This is a genomic window from Photorhabdus heterorhabditis (assembly GCF_018448905.1).
In the GTDB taxonomy this organism is placed as follows: Bacteria; Pseudomonadota; Gammaproteobacteria; order Enterobacterales; family Enterobacteriaceae; genus Photorhabdus; species Photorhabdus heterorhabditis.
Genome location: NZ_RCWA01000003.1, coordinates 25619 through 42898, shown reverse-complemented (window position 1 = coordinate 42898; position 17280 = coordinate 25619). Strand labels below are relative to the sequence as shown.

Here is a 17280-nt window from a genome sequence, read left to right as displayed (position 1 = left end):
CACCTAAATTCAGCGCGCAAATTTATATCAACGAAATCCTCAATAACACAGCTTGCGATTAGTTCGCATGAGATCTATTATCATAATCAGATAAGGTCCATTTTGTTATCTTGTTTCGTTATGCGAGCGGAGTCACTACATGTCCGAATTATCTGACACTACCGGTATCATCAATCAACAAAAAGAAGTATCCCCCGCAAACCCAAATTATAATCTGATCGAAAATCTGCTTGATCCAGGTAGCTTTTCAGAATTGGATGCGCTTGCAGAACATGACTGTATTCTCTTTAACGCAGATCAAAAGAAAATACCCGGAGACGGGATATCTACCGGATATGGATTCATCAATGGCCGTCCAGTGGTTGTTTATGGTCATGACAATCAGTTTATGGGAGGCAGTTCCAGCCGAATTCATGCCGTAAAGATATGCAAAGTCATAGAGTTAGCTTTACGTACTGGTATGCCGATCATAGCGCTGAATCAATCATCTGGCTTACGCATACATGAAGGCGTTGATGCCAACTCTCAATTCAGTTACGTATTTTGTAAAACAGTACAAGCTTCCGGCGTTGTCCCTCAAATATCATTAATACTCGGCGACTGTATAGGCGGAGCGGCTTACACACCAGCACTCACTGACTTCATAATAATGATTGATAAACAATCTACTTTATTTTTAACCGGTCCAGCGGTCATTAAACAAGCGACCGGAGAAAATGTCAGTAAAGAAGATATAGGCGGTGGGTTAATGCATGCAAGTCAGACCGGGCTGGCTCACTTTCTGGTCGATTCAGCGTTGGAGGCAATATCTTTAACACGACATCTATTATCCTATCTTCCCCAGAATAATGCCGAAACGCCTATCGTTATCTCAGATTCTACAGCGAGGCAGCGAGAAACACCCAACATTGAGGAAATTGTACCTCATGACAAATCTCTTCCTTTCGACGTCAAGGAAGTCATTGCAGAAATAGTCGATAAAGAAACTTTCCTTGAAATACAGCAATTGTATGCTCGCAATATCATTACCGGTCTGGCTCGCTTGGGTGGACATGTCATCGGCATTGTCGCTAATCAACCTAATTGGTTAGCGGGCTGTTTAGATATTGATGCTTCTGAAAAGGCCGCTCGTTTTGTCCGTTTATGTGATGCGTTTGGCATCCCCTTACTGACATTAGTTGATGTACCGGGCTACTTACCGGGAAAACAGCAGGAACAAGGTAACATAATAGGCGCTGGCTCTAAGCTTATGCACGCCTATTGTGAAGCGTCGATCCCTAAGATTGCCGTGATATTGCGTAAAGCATATGGAGGAGCATATCCAACACTAGCCAATCGGGGAGCCACGGATTTCATTTATGCCCTGCCTGATGCCGAAATTTCTGTCATGGGGCCAGAAGGCGCGGTCAATATCATATTTCGTAAAATTGTTGCGGCTGCTCAAGAACCAGAAAAACAGCGAGAACTTTTGATTACAGAATATCGTCAAGCCCACGCTAGCGCTGCATATTCTGCAAAAAAAACCTACATTGAAGGACTGATCCCCGCTTCTCATCTGCGTAACCGGCTTATTTCAAGTTTCAGAATATTAAGAGACAAAATAAGTGGTCATCCAGCCAGACGGCATTCGAACATACAACTATAAAGGAATTAAAATTATGGCAATTCCGCGTGATCGACACGATGACTATAGTCAGGCATCGGTAAGCCGACGGTTATCCTGGCTTTCCGAAACAACCGGGCAATCTTATCCCTATATTGCAGGCAAAACCATGGGACCCGAGTTAGCTCAAGGAACCTGCGAAAACATGATTGGTTACGTTGGGGTTCCTCTAGGCATAGCTGGCCCGCTTCTGATCAATGGCATATCAGCCAAAGGAACATTTGCTATTCCCCTGGCAACGACAGAGGGCGCTTTGATTGCTTCTTTTTCAAGAGGAATGAATTTAATCAGTGATAGCGGAGGTTGCCAAATACTGAGTCAGGAGAATTCCGTTCAAAACACACCAAACCCCGCATATCGCTTTTTGGGCGACGCTTTGACAAAAGTCTCTGCTGTTGTATTACACCGATCTGAGGATGCGCTAAAATTCGCCAACTGGCTGCAAGAGCACATGTCGCAAATCTTAATAGTTGCCAACAACACCAGCCGTTACGCTCGGCTGTTAGAAATTTCCCCGCTCTTTCAGGGTAATTTAATCGGATTAGCATTGACCTACCAGACAGGTGACGCAATGGGATTAAATATGGCGACTAAGGCGAATGAGGCCGTTTGTCGTTATATTCAGGAAGCGTGTCCCGAACTTATTTCACACTATTTCAATACCTTAGGGGGAGATAAACGTTTTGTCAGTGATCAGGCTAAAGGCCGATATGTTGCCGCGAGTGTCCGAATACCTCACAGTTTGGTAAAAGAACGATTACGTACAACGCCATTACGCATGCAACAATTTCTATTAGCATGTAACACATTACTTGCACAACGCGGAGCCACAGCGCCAAACATCCATGTCGCTAATGCGTTAACCGCAATGTTTATCGCCTGTGGGCAAGATCCGGCTTTTGTTACCGTCTCTTTTAAAAATGCCTGCACGCATTTTGAAGTACTTGATAACGGAGATCTCAACGCCAGTTTGACCATCCCCAACCTTATCGTTGGCGTGGTCGGCGGTGGAACTAAACTCCCCATCCAGCAAGAATGTCTCAGCATGATTGGGTGCACTCACGATGCCCGTAAATTGGCTGAAATAACAGCAGCAGTTGCACTGGCGGGTGAAATCTCCGTTGCTGGCGCGGTAAGTGCGGGAGAATTCACCCGTGCCCATACCGTATTGGGTCGTGGCTTAAACCCGACCAAGCCAACTGAATCATCCGAGGATACATCGTTATGATCCGCCATGTACTTATCTGTTGCAGAGGAGAAATCGCCCTGCGTTTCATACGTACATGTCGGCTAATGGATATTAATACCACCGTGATTTACAGCGCGGATGATGATAATGCAGAATTTGTTCATGCTGCTGATCAAGCGGTAAGAGTTGACGCCTGGATACCTGAAACGCTTATCACGACGGTGATTAACGTCGCGCTATCTTGTAAGGTAGATGCCGTAGCACCGGGATATGGCCCTCTCGCAGAAAACGCTGATTTCGCTGACGCCTGTGCTAAGGCCAACTTAATTTTTATCGGTCCTAATAGCGCAGTTATCCGCCAGACAGGTGACAAAATTGCTGCTCGCGCAGCGGCAGAACGGGCTAAAATTCCTATTATTCCGGGCATGCAAATTGATGCCGATGCTAATGCGGCAATGATTTTGGCAAATAATCTGGGTTATCCCCTGTTGATTAAAGCCGCTCATGGCGGCGGCGGACGTGGGATTCGAGTGGTAGATCAACCGGAAGACTTTATCACCTCTTATGAGGAAGTCAGGCAAGAGGCTCTACGGGCATTCGGCAACAATCAGGTCTATCTTGAGAAGTTCCTGGGAGAAGATATCCGCCATATAGAAGTTCAAATACTGGCTGACCAATACGGAAAAATTTTACATCTTGGAACTCGTGAATGTAGCGTGCAACGCCGACGGCAAAAAATTGTTGAAGAAGCACCCGCTCCCGGACTGACAGAAATGCAATATGAAAAACTTCATAACGCTGCGTTGGCGGTTGCTCATCAGGTAGAATACGACAGCGCCGGCACGGTTGAATTTCTGCTTGATAAAGAAGGACATTTTTATTTCATTGAGATGAATGCCCGCATTCAGGTTGAGCATCCGGTTACAGAATCTATAACCGGCATAGATATCGTTGAACACATGATTTATTCCGCGGCAAATCAGCCTTTGACACTGACTCAGCAGGACATTCATTTCTCAGGTCATGCAATGGAATTTCGTATTTGTGCGGAAGATGCCCACGGGAATTTTCTACCAAACGGTGGGGAAGTGTTGGATTATCGTATCCCGGAAGGACCGGGTATACGTGTTGATTCAGGGATACATCTGGGCGCTAAGATGTCGCCTCTGTTTGATAGCTTATGCCTCAAGCTCATTGTTTCCGGCGCCAATCGTGAACAAACTTTAAAGCGGTCGCGGCTGGCGCTGGATGAACTGGTTATTGCGGGTTTTAGTACTAATCTCGCAGTACATCGTTGGTTAATAGACAACCAATCATTCAACCAAGGCAATTATGATCTTTCTATCGGTAAAACAATCGAAAATACCCATTCCCTACCCCAGCGGAAAGCTCTGGCAATGCATGCAATTACCGCTTTGGTTCTACATTTAAATCTTATTCCTGATGTGCAAACACATTCGGATACACATAAACCAATATCACCATGGATTCAACGAAATAGCAGTTGGAAATGAGTCAACAGGTACGCCATAAATTCCTTCATATTAAGAGGACTGCATATGCGTAATACAGATCCAAGCTCTGTATCATCAACAATATCAACATTGCTAAACGGTGTCGTAGAAGGTGAATTGAACCAAGTCAGGACAACAATTCATAGCCTTGGTTCGCATCTTTACCAAGCGCAATGGAATGATATTCAAGGCATTTCATGTGAACTCAAGTTAGAAGATGTGCAACATATATCAAGCGATACAATACGATTAAGAATAAAGATTGACGGTATTCGAAAAACGATTTTATTAAAACGCAATTCATCAAATGACTTTCTTATCGACTATGCGGGAAGCCATCGAGCAATAGCTTTAAGTATGGGGAATTTATGGAAAAACAAATCCATTAAGCCTTATCAAGATAGCAATATATTGTCATCCCCTATTCCAGCCAATGTATTAGAGATTCTCGTCTCTGAAAACAGTGTTGTAGAAGATAAACAACCGTTATTACGTATAGAAGCCATGAAAATGGTTATAACACTTTACTCTCCAGGAAAATATTTAATCCAAAAAATAGATGTGGCAGTGGGAGAAAATGTCAGTACCGATCAGGTACTCATGACTTTCAATCCAGTTAGATAAATATTTAATTATTTTTAAGACTTATAGCGTGAATAAGACTTTTATAAACAGGAATTATCATGAACTTAGAATCTAAAATCGTTAGTTATTGTGATAGTCTTAAATATTCCTCAATTGATCACAATACCCGAGAAATCGGCAGCCACTGCTTACTTGATATTATTGGTGTTTTATTAGCTGGCACCCGTGACCCCGGCGTTGAACTATTGACTAAAATAACCGAAAAATGGGGAGGAAAACCAGAAAGTCGAGTAGTTGGGCGAATATTAGCTTTACCGGCTCCGGCCACAGCAATGTTAAACGGAGCGGCTGCCAGAGTGCTAGATTTCGATGATGTTGGCGACTCACTCGGAACACATCCCAGTGTGGCGATATTACCCGCGTTGCTTGCTATTGCCGATTCCCTTGATCGACCAATATCGCGTGAACAATTCATGACTGCCTATATTGCAGGTATGGAACTTTCTCTTAGACTTTCAAGGGCGCGTAAGGAAACATTACTTGAAAGTGGCCGGTATGACCTGTGTAAAGTTATTGCAGCAACAGCGGCCTCAGGAATGTTATATGGCCTGACAGGAGATCGACTGCATAACGCACTTGGGATTGCATATACATCCGCATTGGGTGAAACACAATGTATGATAGACGGTGCCTCAACCGTTTTTTACCAACAAGGCTTGGTCGCATCCCATGCAGTGAAAGCGGTAATATTCGCTGAACAAGGTTTTACCGGGGCAAAACAATTTCTCAGTGGACGCTGGGGCTATTATAGCGCCTTTGAACCTGGTTCAAATCTTGACTCAATTATTGACGAATTAGGCACAACCTTTGTACTCGATCAATTAATCGCATTTAAACCCTATCCTACTTGCCGCCCAAATACCTCAGCCGTGGCGTTAATAAAAGAAATGCTAAATGGTCAACAGATTGATATTAATGAAATAGAGCGTATAGATGTTCTTACCAACCAACAAATATTTGATCTCGTTGGCTCGCCAGTAGAACGAAAACAAGTACCACAAACCGTAGTCGAAGCCCGTTTCAGCCTCGCGTATAATATTGCGGCCGTACTCACAACAGGGGATTTATTTATTGATGATTTCACGGAAAACGCCATTCGTCGCAAGGATATCATTGATTTAAGTAGAAAAATTTATCTCAGAAGTGCAGCCGAATGTGAAATACCTGAATTAGGCACACATGGAAAAATCAAAATTATTATTCAGTTTAAAGATGCGACCCAACTTAAAGGCGAAGTTTCTTATGCAAAAGGTAATGCCAAAAACCCAATGACGCTTGAAGAGTTGATAGACAAGTTTAAAAAATGTGTGGTTTATTCCCAAAATGCATATATTCACAAAAATATTTCAGCAATATTAGATTGGATTTTAGATCGCGAAAATCATAATCCAGATTATCAAATGCTTGCTAACGTATTATTCCCAAGATAAAGGGATTTAACCGCTATTCTGGTATGGACATATAAATTTATTATTAATGAGAGTTACTTTGTGTTTTATATAAGAATGTAGCCAAATATTAGAACCAGTAACTCTCAAACTTTATTTTATTTAGAAATTAATAACCAATGATTATCACTTAATTCAGTTATTTATACAGAGCTTATTAATTAACTTCTTTAATGGGTATTGATGAATATATTGTGGCGCCACCATTCGCTATTTGATTAAGTAATTCATCCTGACGTTTATAAGCGACTGCAATTGAACGCTCCTTGATATGTCCATATCCTCTAATATTTTCGGGTACTTCCGCCCACTGGACAATCAAAGAGAGATTATCTGGTGAAACCTTTGATAATAAATCATTTAATGTATCCTTATATCTCGAAACCAAAAGCCGCTCTTCACGTCGTTCATGAGACCAGGCAAAGATGTCGAAAAAAGTGTGACGCACACATCGGAGAGCGGCAAGCCCGCGAAAAAAAGGAATAATCCAACCAGATACAGTAATTTTACGATGATACCCATTTTTTCCCAGCCACTTACCCAAGAATGGCGGTGCAAGATGAAAATTTAATTTGGGACGCCCAATGTATGATTCGGTCAAAGAATGCAGAAATTGCGGTGAACTATGCAGGCGGGCAACCTCATATTCATCTTTGTAAGCCATGAGTTTAAATAAATTGCGAGCAACTGCGTGAGCTAATGTGAAATCCCCCCAGTTAGCAGTAGCTTTTACAACAGCATTGACCTGTGCTCGATACTTTTCCGCATAGCTTTCATTCTGGTAGTCCGTAAGATAACGGCTACGAGACTCGACAACCTCACGGAGCCCCTGTTCACCGCCGCTGGCCCTGACAGATGCGGCAGGGACAACTAAGGATTGCACATACGCAGGATCAGTCGCTAGCAACCGACCACCAGCGAACGCAACTTTATTAGCAGCAACATCACCGCCTTGTAAATTAATCGCCTGCTCAAGAACTTGTAAACTTAACGGGATGACGCCTTTCTGCCAAGCATATCCCAACAATAATATATTTGTTTGTATGCTCCCCACGAATTGAGTTGCAAAATAACGTGCATTGATAGCGTCATAGCCATCTTCCCCGACTAATTCTATTAATCGTTTCTCAATATCAGAAGTGTCTATTTTGAGGTTTCTATCACGAACCATTGAACCTGTCTGCATTTCATGAGTATTGGCAATGATTTTAGTTTGTCCTGAACGCAGAGCATTTAATGCCTCATCCTCTGAAGCAACAGTTAAATCCGCAGCGATTAAAACGTCGGCACATCCTCGTTCAATACGATGCTGATGTAATATATGATCTTTAGCACCAATGCGTATGTGACTAAAAACCGAGCCGCCTTTCTGTGTGAATCCCGTAAAATCAAGCACGCTAACTGAAAAATCCTGTAGATGCGCCGCCAAACCGATAGTCGCCGCCATAGTAACAACACCCGTACCACCAACACCGGTTATCAATATTTCATAGCATTGATTAATACCGGGTAATTGCGGCAGCGGTAACTCATCTGCCCGTGTCATAATCAATTGCCGTTCAGTTTTATCCATATTAACTAAACGCGGTTTCCCTGTAACAGTGACGAAACTGGGACAAAAACCCTTTAAGCATGAAAGATCGGTATTACACGACTCAGAATCTATCGCTCGTTTAGCTCCAAACTCGGTATCAACGGGTACCACGGATAAACAATTCGACTGGATTTGACAATCTCCACAACCTTCACAGACCAGTTCGTTTATTGTTACATAGGTCTTTTTAGCAGGTACGGGTTGGCGTTTGCGACGTCTGCGATCTTCAGTGGCGCAGACTTGATCATAAATCAATACGGTGACACCCGGTATTGTTCGCAATCGAAGCTGCACCTCATTAAGCTGATCACGGTGGTAGACTTTGACTTGTTCTGGCAAACGGTCCTTTGTTTTATAACGCTCAGGCTCTTTAGCAACAATAACCACTTCTTTAGCCCCTTCGCTACAAACTAACGCCGCTACTTGCTCAACACTTAAGCTACCATCCAGTGGTTGACCACCGGTCATTGCGACAGCATCATTATATAAAATCTTATAAGTGATATTAGCTTTTGCCGCGATCGCTTGTCGAATAGCCAAATATCCAGAATGAAAAAAAGTTCCATCCCCCATATTTTGGAAAATGTGGTCTGTTCTGACAAACGACATTTGACCTATCCAATCAACACCTTCCCCTCCCATTTGTACACTGCCTGTCGTGGCACGTTCAGGAATACGAGCGGCCAGCGCGTGACATCCAATACCTAACCTCGCCTGACTCCCTTCTGGAATCATTGTGGAACTATTATGTGGGCAACCGGAGCACAAATATGGCGTGCGTTTTACCCAATTCAGAGAACGCTCTATGAGTTTCATTGACCAAAATGATGGGACTTCTATTGACAGGCCACATTCCCGAAGCTGTTTGACAAGAACATCGACAATACGTGATGGCCTTAACTCGTCCTCACTGGGTAAAAGTTTCATTCCATTTTCGTCTGACTTGCCAATAATTAATGGCCTGCTATCGAGAATTGAATTAAATATACTGGCCTTTAGCAAGTTCTCAACGATCCCGGTTTTTTCTTCGATAATCCATACCTTTTCACTCCGTTGTGCCCAAGCTTTTAAGACAGGAGATAATGGATAAACAACTCGAATACCGAGTAATGCAATGCCTGCCGTCTCTAATTCAGTCAGAGTGATACCCAGTTCATCTAATGCTCCGCGAACATCCAGGTAGGCTTTACCCACTGCGGCAATAAGCAATTTTGGGGTAGCCGGGGCGCAATCTACGCTATCTAACGAATTTTCGCTGATAAAACGACGAGCCGCTTCTAGCTTATAAGCAAAACGTCGCTCAATTTGCATACCCGGTAAATCTGGCCAACGCCAATGTAATCCATCAGGCCCAGTTTCTATTTCAGGTTGTTTGAACGAGGGAAACTCAGATACTTTAATTGATGCTGTTGCTTCTACAGTTTCAGTAATCGCCTTAAAACCCACCCATAAACCTGAAAAACGCGATAATGCCCAACCCCAGAGTCCACAATATTCATAGTCCTGAAGGTTAATAGGATGAATAACGGGTAATCCCCAGGCAATTAAAGCTTGATCTGATTGATGCGACATTGAGGAAGATACACATCCATGATCGTCACCAATAACGACTAATACTCCTCCGTGGGGTGATGAACCATATGCATTACCGTGCCTTAACGCATCACCGGATCGGTCCACCCCAGGCCCTTTCCCGTACCAAAGCCCAAAAACACCGTCAAAGAGACGCATTTTATCCGTTTCTACACGTTGGGTCCCAATGAGGGTCGTTGCCGCTAAATCCTCATTTATACCGGGTTGAAACCGAATATTTGCTTTCTCCAATAAATTTTTTGCAGCCCAAAGCTCTTTATCAACACCACCAAGTGGTGAACCTCGATAACCACTGACAAATCCCGCAGTATTTAAACCAACAGATCGATCAAGGGCTGATTGAGCTAATAACATTCGTACCAGAGCTTGTTGTCCACTGATAAATATTTTGCCTTGAGGTTCATCAATACCTCGACGATATCGAGATTCAAGACGATAAGAAGTATCGAGAATCATATCAATTCCCCTTGAATATAAGTTTTTAAAGGTTATTACGCGACTTAATTAGCGACTGTCGTCAGCCCCTTACGTGTAACAGTTATCGCTTCTCGTAAGATATTAGAATCACCGATATGATTAACGAGTAATAAAACCAATTGAGCGTAAAATAGATTCCCTGGTTCATCCCCCAGCTCTTGACACGCCTCTGTTATCATTTCATAACAGGCATCTGGGTCTGTTAAATGGCTGTAGGTAATTAACGATCCTGCCAAAAAGTGATTGTACGGTTTCATTATATTTTTCTCTCGGCATGGGTAGCTATTGGCATGGAATGAGCAAGTGTCCTTTCAATGTCATCACGGTTAAACGAGGGAAATACGTCTAACACATGTTGATCAGGTCTGAATAATACGATTGATCCACAAGCCAAATCATAACGCTTAGCAACCAAACCATAGTGATCTACCAAAGTGATATCAATTGAGGCTACAGTCGGTTGTTCTACTGTAGCCGACACGACTGTAATGATTTCTAATGGATAGGAATTACTAATATCTTCTATATGAATATGATTTACTCCTCCGTCATAATTGGAACTTAGCCGATAACATAGAAGTGTGAACCCTTTTCTACCGATAAAGTGCAATAACCAGCTACTCTCATCTCCATTTTTTACCGGAGCATCCAGAGCAACATCCCCGGGTTTCACTCTGCCTTTCACAGAGGTATCGGGCAAAAATTGCCCGATACCTCCTAGTCGAGCTGGACTGGATAAACGCCCAGAGTTTACAAAGGTACATCCCATTGCCGTCGTTTCAGACAAAACAAGACTGGCTTGACGAAGCGTCGCTATTGCGTGATTTGGCGGGGTAATGAATTGTGCACTGCGAGTCGAATTAATTATGTTCTCATCCGCAGCGTAAACTCGTTCTTCATCATAGGACTGCAATAGTTTTGGTGATGCTCCATGTTTTACAACGGCACAGAGTTTCCAGGCCAAATTATCTGCATCCTGAATTCCTCCATTTCCCCCTCTTCCTCCAAAAGGGCTGACTTCGTGGGCACTATCGCCAGCGAATACGATTCGTGAATGAACAAAATTCTCCAATCGCCTGCATCGAAAGGTATATATGCTTATCCAGTCGATCCTGAAAGCGATTTTCGGATCTAGCATTGCCTTTAAACGTTCGGTAACTCTTGCTGGCTGTTTCTCAAATGCTGGGTCTGCTTCTGCACCCAATTGAAAATCAACACGCCACAAGTTATCAGGTTGTTTATGTAAAAGAACCGAATGCCCCGGATGAAACGGTGGATCGAACCAGAAACGACGTTCCGCAGGAAAGTCCGGTTTCATTTCGACGTCAACAATCAAAAAATGATCATGAAAATGCCTACCAACTAACGGTAAATTCAGCGCATTCCGCACAAATGAGCGCGCGCCATCACAAGCTATGAGCCAATCACAATCCAGTCGATACGAACCATCTGGACAGGTGACCTTCACCGAAGCCCCAACACCACTCGATTCTAACGAGGTCACCGTGTTTAAACAGCGCAAATCAACCCACCCACTGGCTAAACAATCCTCAATTAGCCACTGTTCTATATAAGTCTGTTGAATATTCAAGAATGCAGGGCAACCAAAATAAGGCTCGGTTTTAAAGTCAAAACTGAAAGACTCTCGTTCTCTATGATAAATTCTGGACAAATTCCAATTGACGCCTTTCTCAGTCAATCGTTCCCCTAACCCTAACCGCTGAAGTATTTCTAAAGAACGCTGAGCGAAGACAATGGCTCGAGAACCTTCAATTAATGCCTGACGTGTTTCAAGCACGACACTTGGAACACCTCTACGAGCGAGATCTAATGCCAAAGTCAATCCTACTAATCCAGCTCCTACAATCACTACGGGAACCTTCCTTGGCACTGATAAATTGATATCCAAAGGTTTTTTATAATCCAAACTTGGAGGTTGATGCATTTTTTTAGCTCTCCGAAATGACGCGAGAACAGAGACGATAGATGAGAACTGAACGGGATTATTTCTTTTTTGAATTTAGATCGTTTGCGTGTAATAAGCAAATATATTCTTTAAATTTTAATGTAAATATAAACAGCTACAACATTGCTATTCGTTATAAGGGCCAAAAAATGAAGCGAACAGTAACCTTATGCTATTTTCCTATCATGATAGGGTCTAGCCAGCACAAAAATACCATTACATGCTTACTAATCGCATGATACCATTATTTGGTTCATTGTCCCTCGCATACTGATCGGACACTTCGAACGTTTGTAATGCACTAATATTGCACCAGCGCTTAGCTAAGGAAGTAACATATGACTGATTGCATTAGCGTTCTTCCCGTTAGTTCATCATCCACACCTCAGACAACCGTACTTTGCACATTGCTCTCCAGAGCTGACAGTTCGCCATTAACAGAACGTCGCAAAGATCCAAATCAAATGCTTGACGTACAAGGCCACCCTTTGGTGGAACCGCCTTTAGTCATAAATGCATTTGAAAAGGATGCAAATTTGGCTTTCGAAAAATGGACCGAATATTGGCGTAAAGTTCATGGTCCCAGGTTCCTTCATGCCTTACCACGGGAATCCGATGGGAAATATACGTTACTACGCTATGATCAAATCCACCGATTCTCATCGGGTCCTTCAAGCATCAACCCTCTTCCTTATCAGCCACCACTTGATAAAGACGGGCATTTGTTTAATACCATCATAGGGCATATTCCTAGCCATCGTCGGCCACAATGGGATGGCATAGCGTATTTAAGCTTCCCAAATATAGATAACTTGTATTCCTTATTCGAACATCCAGAAATTAGTAGAGCCATCTTGCCTGAGGACCAAGTGATCTTTCGAGAACTCTGTCCAGTACTTTGCCGTCAACATGTTTTAATTCCGAGCAAAACAAATAGCGATGCTATACTTTTAGTCAATATTCATCGACGGGCAACGGAATTAAATCGCAGTGATTTTCATGAAATTCTGTTATACCAATATGCCAAAGCAATAATCTCTCAACCTTCAACACAAAAGTTTGTTCAACGTTACATTCAGCTACATAATATTGGTCCCATCATGACAGGAGAGAAATTTTTCCATCCGATAGCAAAAGATATCGATGCCATCTCAATTATGGCATTCGCATCGATAACCGATTTAGAAGACTTTCTCCAGGATCTGGATTTATCTGCCACTCTAGAAAATAATTCTTTATTTAATATAGAAAAAAGTGAATATTGGAGTGCACTTTCTCACACATTAATAAATCAAAACTCGATAAATAGCCTTTTATAATTTTGGATTGACAATCAGATACAAAAATTCATCTGACAGACACCAGACAAATAATCGGGAGCAGATTTCGAGTTGCAGCGCGGCGGCAAATGAACGCATCCCCAGGAGCATAGATAACTATGTGACTGGGGTGAGAGGAAGGGTATATGTAAATAACATCAAAGACGCGTCATCATTGACGACTTATCAAAAGGAAAAATTTCCGATAGTCTTCCTTCATAAACTTTTGTCGGCCATTCTGGATCAGCTAATAACATTCGCCCCAAAGCAACTAAATCAACTGAGCCGGATGCCAACAATTCTATTGCCGGAGCTAAATCAGCTCTCCCTGCATCTGGTTTCTCATCTCCACGCAACTGCGCGATCGCATAGGCTTTATCCAAACCAACACTACCGACCATAATAGTAGGCTTGCCACTTAAACGTCGGGTCCAAACTGCCAGGCTGTCTGGACTCCCTTCAAATGCTGGTTCCCAAAAACGGCGGGTGCTAACATCAAATACATCTACACCCGCTTTAACTAGCGTTGTCACAAATTTCTCTAACTGATCAGGGGTTTCGATTATTTTAGCGCCATAGTTGCGTATTTTCCACTGTGAAAAACGGAATACGATAGGAAATTCAGGGCTAGTGGCTGCTCGTATCGCGCTGACAACCTCAGATGCAAGACGAATACGGTTATTAAATGTTCCTCCATATTTATCTTTACGCTGATTTGTCACTTGCCAAATAAAACTATCTAACAAATACTCATGGGCTCCATGGATCTCAATACCATCAAAACCAATGTCCAATGCATTCTTAGCCGCCTGAACATACGCATCAATAATATCTTTGATATCCTTCTCGTTGAGACCTTTCACTATTGTCTGGTCGCCGTCGCGTATGGTCATCGGGCCATATCCAGGCACTGAAGGATCTGGCCCAATACCCGGTCTACGCATTGGGCCAACATGCCAGAGTTGGGGAATTATCAATGCACCATATTCATGCACTTGCTTTACAACTGTTTTCCATCCGTTAAGCGCTTCATCTCCATACATTACCGGAACATCCGCGTAACCATTTGCTGCGATATGGGGAATACATACCCCCTCGGTAATAATTAAACCAACACCTCCCTCGGCACGTCGTCGATAATATGCAGCATTTACCTGCCCAGGAATACCATTGGGAGATAATTGCCGTGTCATTGGTGACATGACAATTCGATTTTTCAACATCTGAGAACCAAATGACATTGGCGCAAACAATGCAGCGTAATGCGTATCCATAATATCCCTCTAGCTATTTATCTATACCCGTTATCTTTCAAGTTGCCTCTTGCTCCCGGGGATTCGCTCCCTTGCCGTCGCGATCCATCTTGAAATCCACTGAGTATATATCGAATTAAGCCGTACTCGCTAGAAAACCCCCGTCGATCCTAAAATTAGAACCATTAATATAATTAGATTTCGGACTTGCCAGGAAAGTCACCAGATCAGCAATTTCTTCTGGTCGCCCTAATCGTCCCACCAAAGTCGGTGAAATATTAGAAGCCACATGAGATTCAATCTTTTCCCATTCATCAGCCCAATCATTACGTTTAGCTACAGTTCGCCAATGCTGTTCTGCGGCTGGGGTAATAACATCACCCGGACTAATACAATTGGCAGTTACACCGGTACCCGCAAATTCTTTTGCAATGGTGACCGCAAGGCTCACACAGGCCGATTTTGTTGTCGCATAAGCACCGAAAGAAGCAAAGGGACGGGATGCGGCAATACTCCCTAAAGTAATCACTCGTCCCCATCCATTTTCCACCATTGAAGGAACAATAAAACGAAGCAAACGAATAATAGAACCCACATTTTGATCGTAAAGATTTAACCAATCCTGAGCCGTACTTTCCAGGATTGGCGTTGGCGGAAAAGCGCCCGCATTTGCCACTAATATATCGATTCCGCTAGAGGCAATTTGAGCCGACCGGACAACATCTTGAGCTTGATCATCATTGGTCAGATCGCCGATAACCATATGTGCTTGCCCACCATGATCAAGTATTTCCTGCATGACTTCTTCAGTTTCCTTTTTCCTTCGTCCATGTACAACAACCTGTACGCCTTCATTTGCCAAGGAAATCGCTATCGCTCTACCAATCCCACTATTGCTTCCTGTTACCAAAGCTCGTTTTCCTGTCAGCTGCAAATCCATCAGATACCTCGCTTTTGCAAGTCAATTAATTACGAATGGCGTTTTGTTTTTCACGTCGTAGCAATAATGCACAAGCTAACGCACTCAACGCTGTTAATGCGGCTATTATCAGTAGAATTGAACCAAATGAGCTTTGATATATTGTTGCAAGCCAGTGGCCTAAACTTGTCCTATCTGCATCAGCAACCGATTCAAGTATGGATGACATTTGACCACTCGCGATCTTTCCTCCCCACTCACTGGAGACGATATTTGAAAAAGCATGATCTGCTTTGGAGGAAACCAGAATGGCTGATGTTTGAGCTGCCAGCAAAGCACCAATGATAGCGATAGCTAAAGCTTCTCCAGACACGCGCATCGTTGTAAATATGCCTGCTGCCATGCCTGCGCGTTCTTTAGGAACGACACTCATCGATAAACCATCCATGAGTCCCCACGGCAATCCACTACCAATACCGATCATTAACAAAGGACCAACTAAAGAATTTATCTCTCCGTTAACTTGGAGGCTGAAAGCTAACCAGCACCCGCCAACAGCAGCAACCAACAACCCAACACTACAAATCAGCCCAGGTGAGACATATTTCGAGAGATATCCAGCAATGAAAGGGACAACCAGCATCGGCGCTGTCAGTGGAAGGATTGCAAGACCTACTCGCCCCTCATCAAAACCTTGAATACCGATAAACCAGATTGGTAGAGAAACTAATAATGCGACAAAACAGAATCCGGTTGAAATGGGCAATAATTGCACGCCAATAAATCGCGGATAGCGGAATAGGCTTAAATCAAGCATTGCATAGCGAGACTTAACTTCCGCTATAACAAAAATAACTAAAAACAAAGCACTCGCAAGAAATAATCCAATAATATAAATATCAGTCCATCCTCTTTCTGGTGCAAAAACAATTCCCAGCGTTAATGTACTCAAGGCAAGTGTAAAAAGAATGATGCCCGGCCAATCTATATTTTTCGCGTCGGGATCTTTTGATTCATTTACCTTTTTGGCGCTGAACAAAAGGACAATTAGTGATACCAGCGCGATAAAGAAAAAAAGCGATCTCCAACCGAAATTAGCTATCATCATCCCCACAAGCATAGGGCCGAATGCTAATCCAATGCCAAAAGAGGTACCAAGGAAACTAAACGCGCGCAATCGTAAATGTTCATCGAATTCTTGCGCGATAAGCGCTGATGAACTTGTCAGGGTCAACGCGCCGGCGATTCCTTCTATGCCTCGAAGTATGTTGAGTGAAGTAATATCGGGAGCGAAACCAATGAGAAGTGACGTGATAAAAAACAGGATTAATCCACTTAAAAAACAACGCTTACGACCAAACCGATCAGCCAATGTTCCACCAGCCATCACACAACTACCAAAAGCAACGTTATAAGCGTTAACAATCCCGCCCAACTCAATCGAAGAACCACCAAGTTCGAGAGCAATCATAGGCGTAGCAATTGCAGGCCCTGTAAATACGATAGGGATGATGATTCCCGCAGCACATAAAGGAAGTAATACTGAATACCGGTTTCTCTCCTCACTATAATTATCAGGAGCTGGTATCTGCTGTGAAACGTTCATTTTAAACTCCATGACTCGGTTTGGTTAATCAGATGTCATCTTTGTTTCAGCTCAAGGAGCTATAATGACCATAATGGTGTCATACGAATAGATC

The 17280-nt window shown here is 43.0% G+C and carries 12 protein-coding genes; 6 read left to right on the top strand and 6 right to left on the bottom strand.

Annotated features, from left to right (window positions below; all coding sequences use genetic code 11):
* Positions 1-139: 139 nt before the first annotated feature.
* Genes EAE89_RS02540 through EAE89_RS02520 form a run of 5 tightly spaced genes read left to right on the top strand, consistent with a single transcriptional unit; the run spans position 140 to position 6441 of the window.
* Positions 140-1645 (top strand): acyl-CoA carboxylase subunit beta, encoded by a 1506-nt coding sequence (locus EAE89_RS02540; protein ID WP_214085324.1) that lies wholly within the window; start codon positions 140-142, stop codon positions 1643-1645.
* 13 nt (positions 1646-1658) lie between these two features.
* Positions 1659-2891, top strand: a complete 1233-nt coding sequence (locus EAE89_RS02535) for a hydroxymethylglutaryl-CoA reductase (protein WP_054475536.1) — start codon at positions 1659-1661, stop codon at positions 2889-2891.
* A complete protein-coding gene (locus EAE89_RS02530; RefSeq protein ID WP_054475538.1) occupies positions 2888-4366 on the top strand; it encodes an acetyl-CoA carboxylase biotin carboxylase subunit in 1479 nt (492 codons plus the stop codon). Before EAE89_RS02535 ends, EAE89_RS02530 begins: the two co-directional genes overlap by 4 nt.
* 45 nt (positions 4367-4411) lie before the next feature.
* Positions 4412-4990: an acyl-CoA carboxylase biotin carboxyl carrier protein subunit gene (locus EAE89_RS02525; protein WP_214085323.1), complete on the top strand. Its 579-nt coding sequence runs from the start codon at positions 4412-4414 to the stop codon at positions 4988-4990.
* Positions 4991-5049: 59 nt separating this feature from the next.
* Positions 5050-6441, top strand: a complete 1392-nt coding sequence (locus tag EAE89_RS02520; RefSeq protein WP_214085322.1) for an MmgE/PrpD family protein — start codon at positions 5050-5052, stop codon at positions 6439-6441.
* A 175-nt stretch (positions 6442-6616) separates the two neighbouring features.
* Here EAE89_RS02520 and EAE89_RS02515 read toward each other — a convergent pair whose 3' ends face one another.
* From EAE89_RS02515 to EAE89_RS02505, 3 genes are read right to left on the bottom strand one after another with little or no spacing between them, the layout of a single operon-like run.
* Positions 6617-10102, bottom strand: coding sequence for an indolepyruvate ferredoxin oxidoreductase family protein (locus EAE89_RS02515; protein ID WP_054475545.1), 3486 nt, complete (start codon positions 10100-10102; stop codon positions 6617-6619).
* Positions 10103-10146: 44 nt separating this feature from the next.
* Positions 10147-10380, bottom strand: coding sequence for a DUF2783 domain-containing protein (locus tag EAE89_RS02510; protein WP_054475547.1), 234 nt, complete (start codon positions 10378-10380; stop codon positions 10147-10149).
* On the bottom strand, positions 10380-12068 hold the full coding sequence (locus tag EAE89_RS02505) for an FAD-dependent monooxygenase (RefSeq protein WP_214085321.1): 1689 nt from the start codon (positions 12066-12068) through the stop codon (positions 10380-10382). Before EAE89_RS02505 ends, EAE89_RS02510 begins: the two co-directional genes overlap by 1 nt.
* Positions 12069-12427: 359 nt before the next feature.
* Here EAE89_RS02505 and EAE89_RS02500 point away from each other — a divergent pair, with 359 nt between their 5' ends.
* Complete coding sequence (locus EAE89_RS02500) at positions 12428-13408, top strand: EthD domain-containing protein (RefSeq protein ID WP_214085320.1); 981 nt, start codon at positions 12428-12430, stop codon at positions 13406-13408.
* A 158-nt stretch (positions 13409-13566) separates the two neighbouring features.
* On the opposite strand, the gene EAE89_RS02495 is transcribed toward EAE89_RS02500, so the two are convergent.
* The 3 genes from EAE89_RS02495 to EAE89_RS02485 form a co-directional block, all read right to left on the bottom strand.
* A complete protein-coding gene (locus EAE89_RS02495; protein WP_214085319.1) occupies positions 13567-14682 on the bottom strand; it encodes an NADH:flavin oxidoreductase in 1116 nt (371 codons plus the stop codon).
* Between the two features lie 115 nt (positions 14683-14797).
* Positions 14798-15601: an SDR family NAD(P)-dependent oxidoreductase gene (locus EAE89_RS02490; RefSeq protein ID WP_214085318.1), complete on the bottom strand. Its 804-nt coding sequence runs from the start codon at positions 15599-15601 to the stop codon at positions 14798-14800.
* Positions 15602-15626: 25 nt separating this feature from the next.
* Positions 15627-17186, bottom strand: a complete 1560-nt coding sequence (locus EAE89_RS02485; RefSeq protein ID WP_072161782.1) for an MFS transporter — start codon at positions 17184-17186, stop codon at positions 15627-15629.
* Positions 17187-17280: the final 94 nt, after the last annotated feature.

What these genes read in the sequence shown, in the direction of transcription:
- EAE89_RS02540 (WP_214085324.1), top strand. Translation starts at nt 140, where the DNA reads ATGTCCGAATTATCTGACACTACCGGTATCATCAATCAACAAAAAGAA.
- EAE89_RS02535 (WP_054475536.1), top strand. Translation starts at nt 1,659, where the DNA reads ATGGCAATTCCGCGTGATCGACACGATGACTATAGTCAGGCATCGGTA.
- EAE89_RS02530 (WP_054475538.1), top strand. Translation starts at nt 2,888, where the DNA reads ATGATCCGCCATGTACTTATCTGTTGCAGAGGAGAAATCGCCCTGCGT.
- EAE89_RS02525 (WP_214085323.1), top strand. Translation starts at nt 4,412, where the DNA reads ATGCGTAATACAGATCCAAGCTCTGTATCATCAACAATATCAACATTG.
- EAE89_RS02520 (WP_214085322.1), top strand. Translation starts at nt 5,050, where the DNA reads ATGAACTTAGAATCTAAAATCGTTAGTTATTGTGATAGTCTTAAATAT.
- EAE89_RS02515 (WP_054475545.1), bottom strand. Translation starts at nt 10,102, where the DNA reads ATGATTCTCGATACTTCTTATCGTCTTGAATCTCGATATCGTCGAGGT.
- EAE89_RS02510 (WP_054475547.1), bottom strand. Translation starts at nt 10,380, where the DNA reads ATGAAACCGTACAATCACTTTTTGGCAGGATCGTTAATTACCTACAGC.
- EAE89_RS02505 (WP_214085321.1), bottom strand. Translation starts at nt 12,068, where the DNA reads ATGCATCAACCTCCAAGTTTGGATTATAAAAAACCTTTGGATATCAAT.
- EAE89_RS02500 (WP_214085320.1), top strand. Translation starts at nt 12,428, where the DNA reads ATGACTGATTGCATTAGCGTTCTTCCCGTTAGTTCATCATCCACACCT.
- EAE89_RS02495 (WP_214085319.1), bottom strand. Translation starts at nt 14,682, where the DNA reads ATGGATACGCATTACGCTGCATTGTTTGCGCCAATGTCATTTGGTTCT.
- EAE89_RS02490 (WP_214085318.1), bottom strand. Translation starts at nt 15,601, where the DNA reads ATGGATTTGCAGCTGACAGGAAAACGAGCTTTGGTAACAGGAAGCAAT.
- EAE89_RS02485 (WP_072161782.1), bottom strand. Translation starts at nt 17,186, where the DNA reads ATGAACGTTTCACAGCAGATACCAGCTCCTGATAATTATAGTGAGGAG.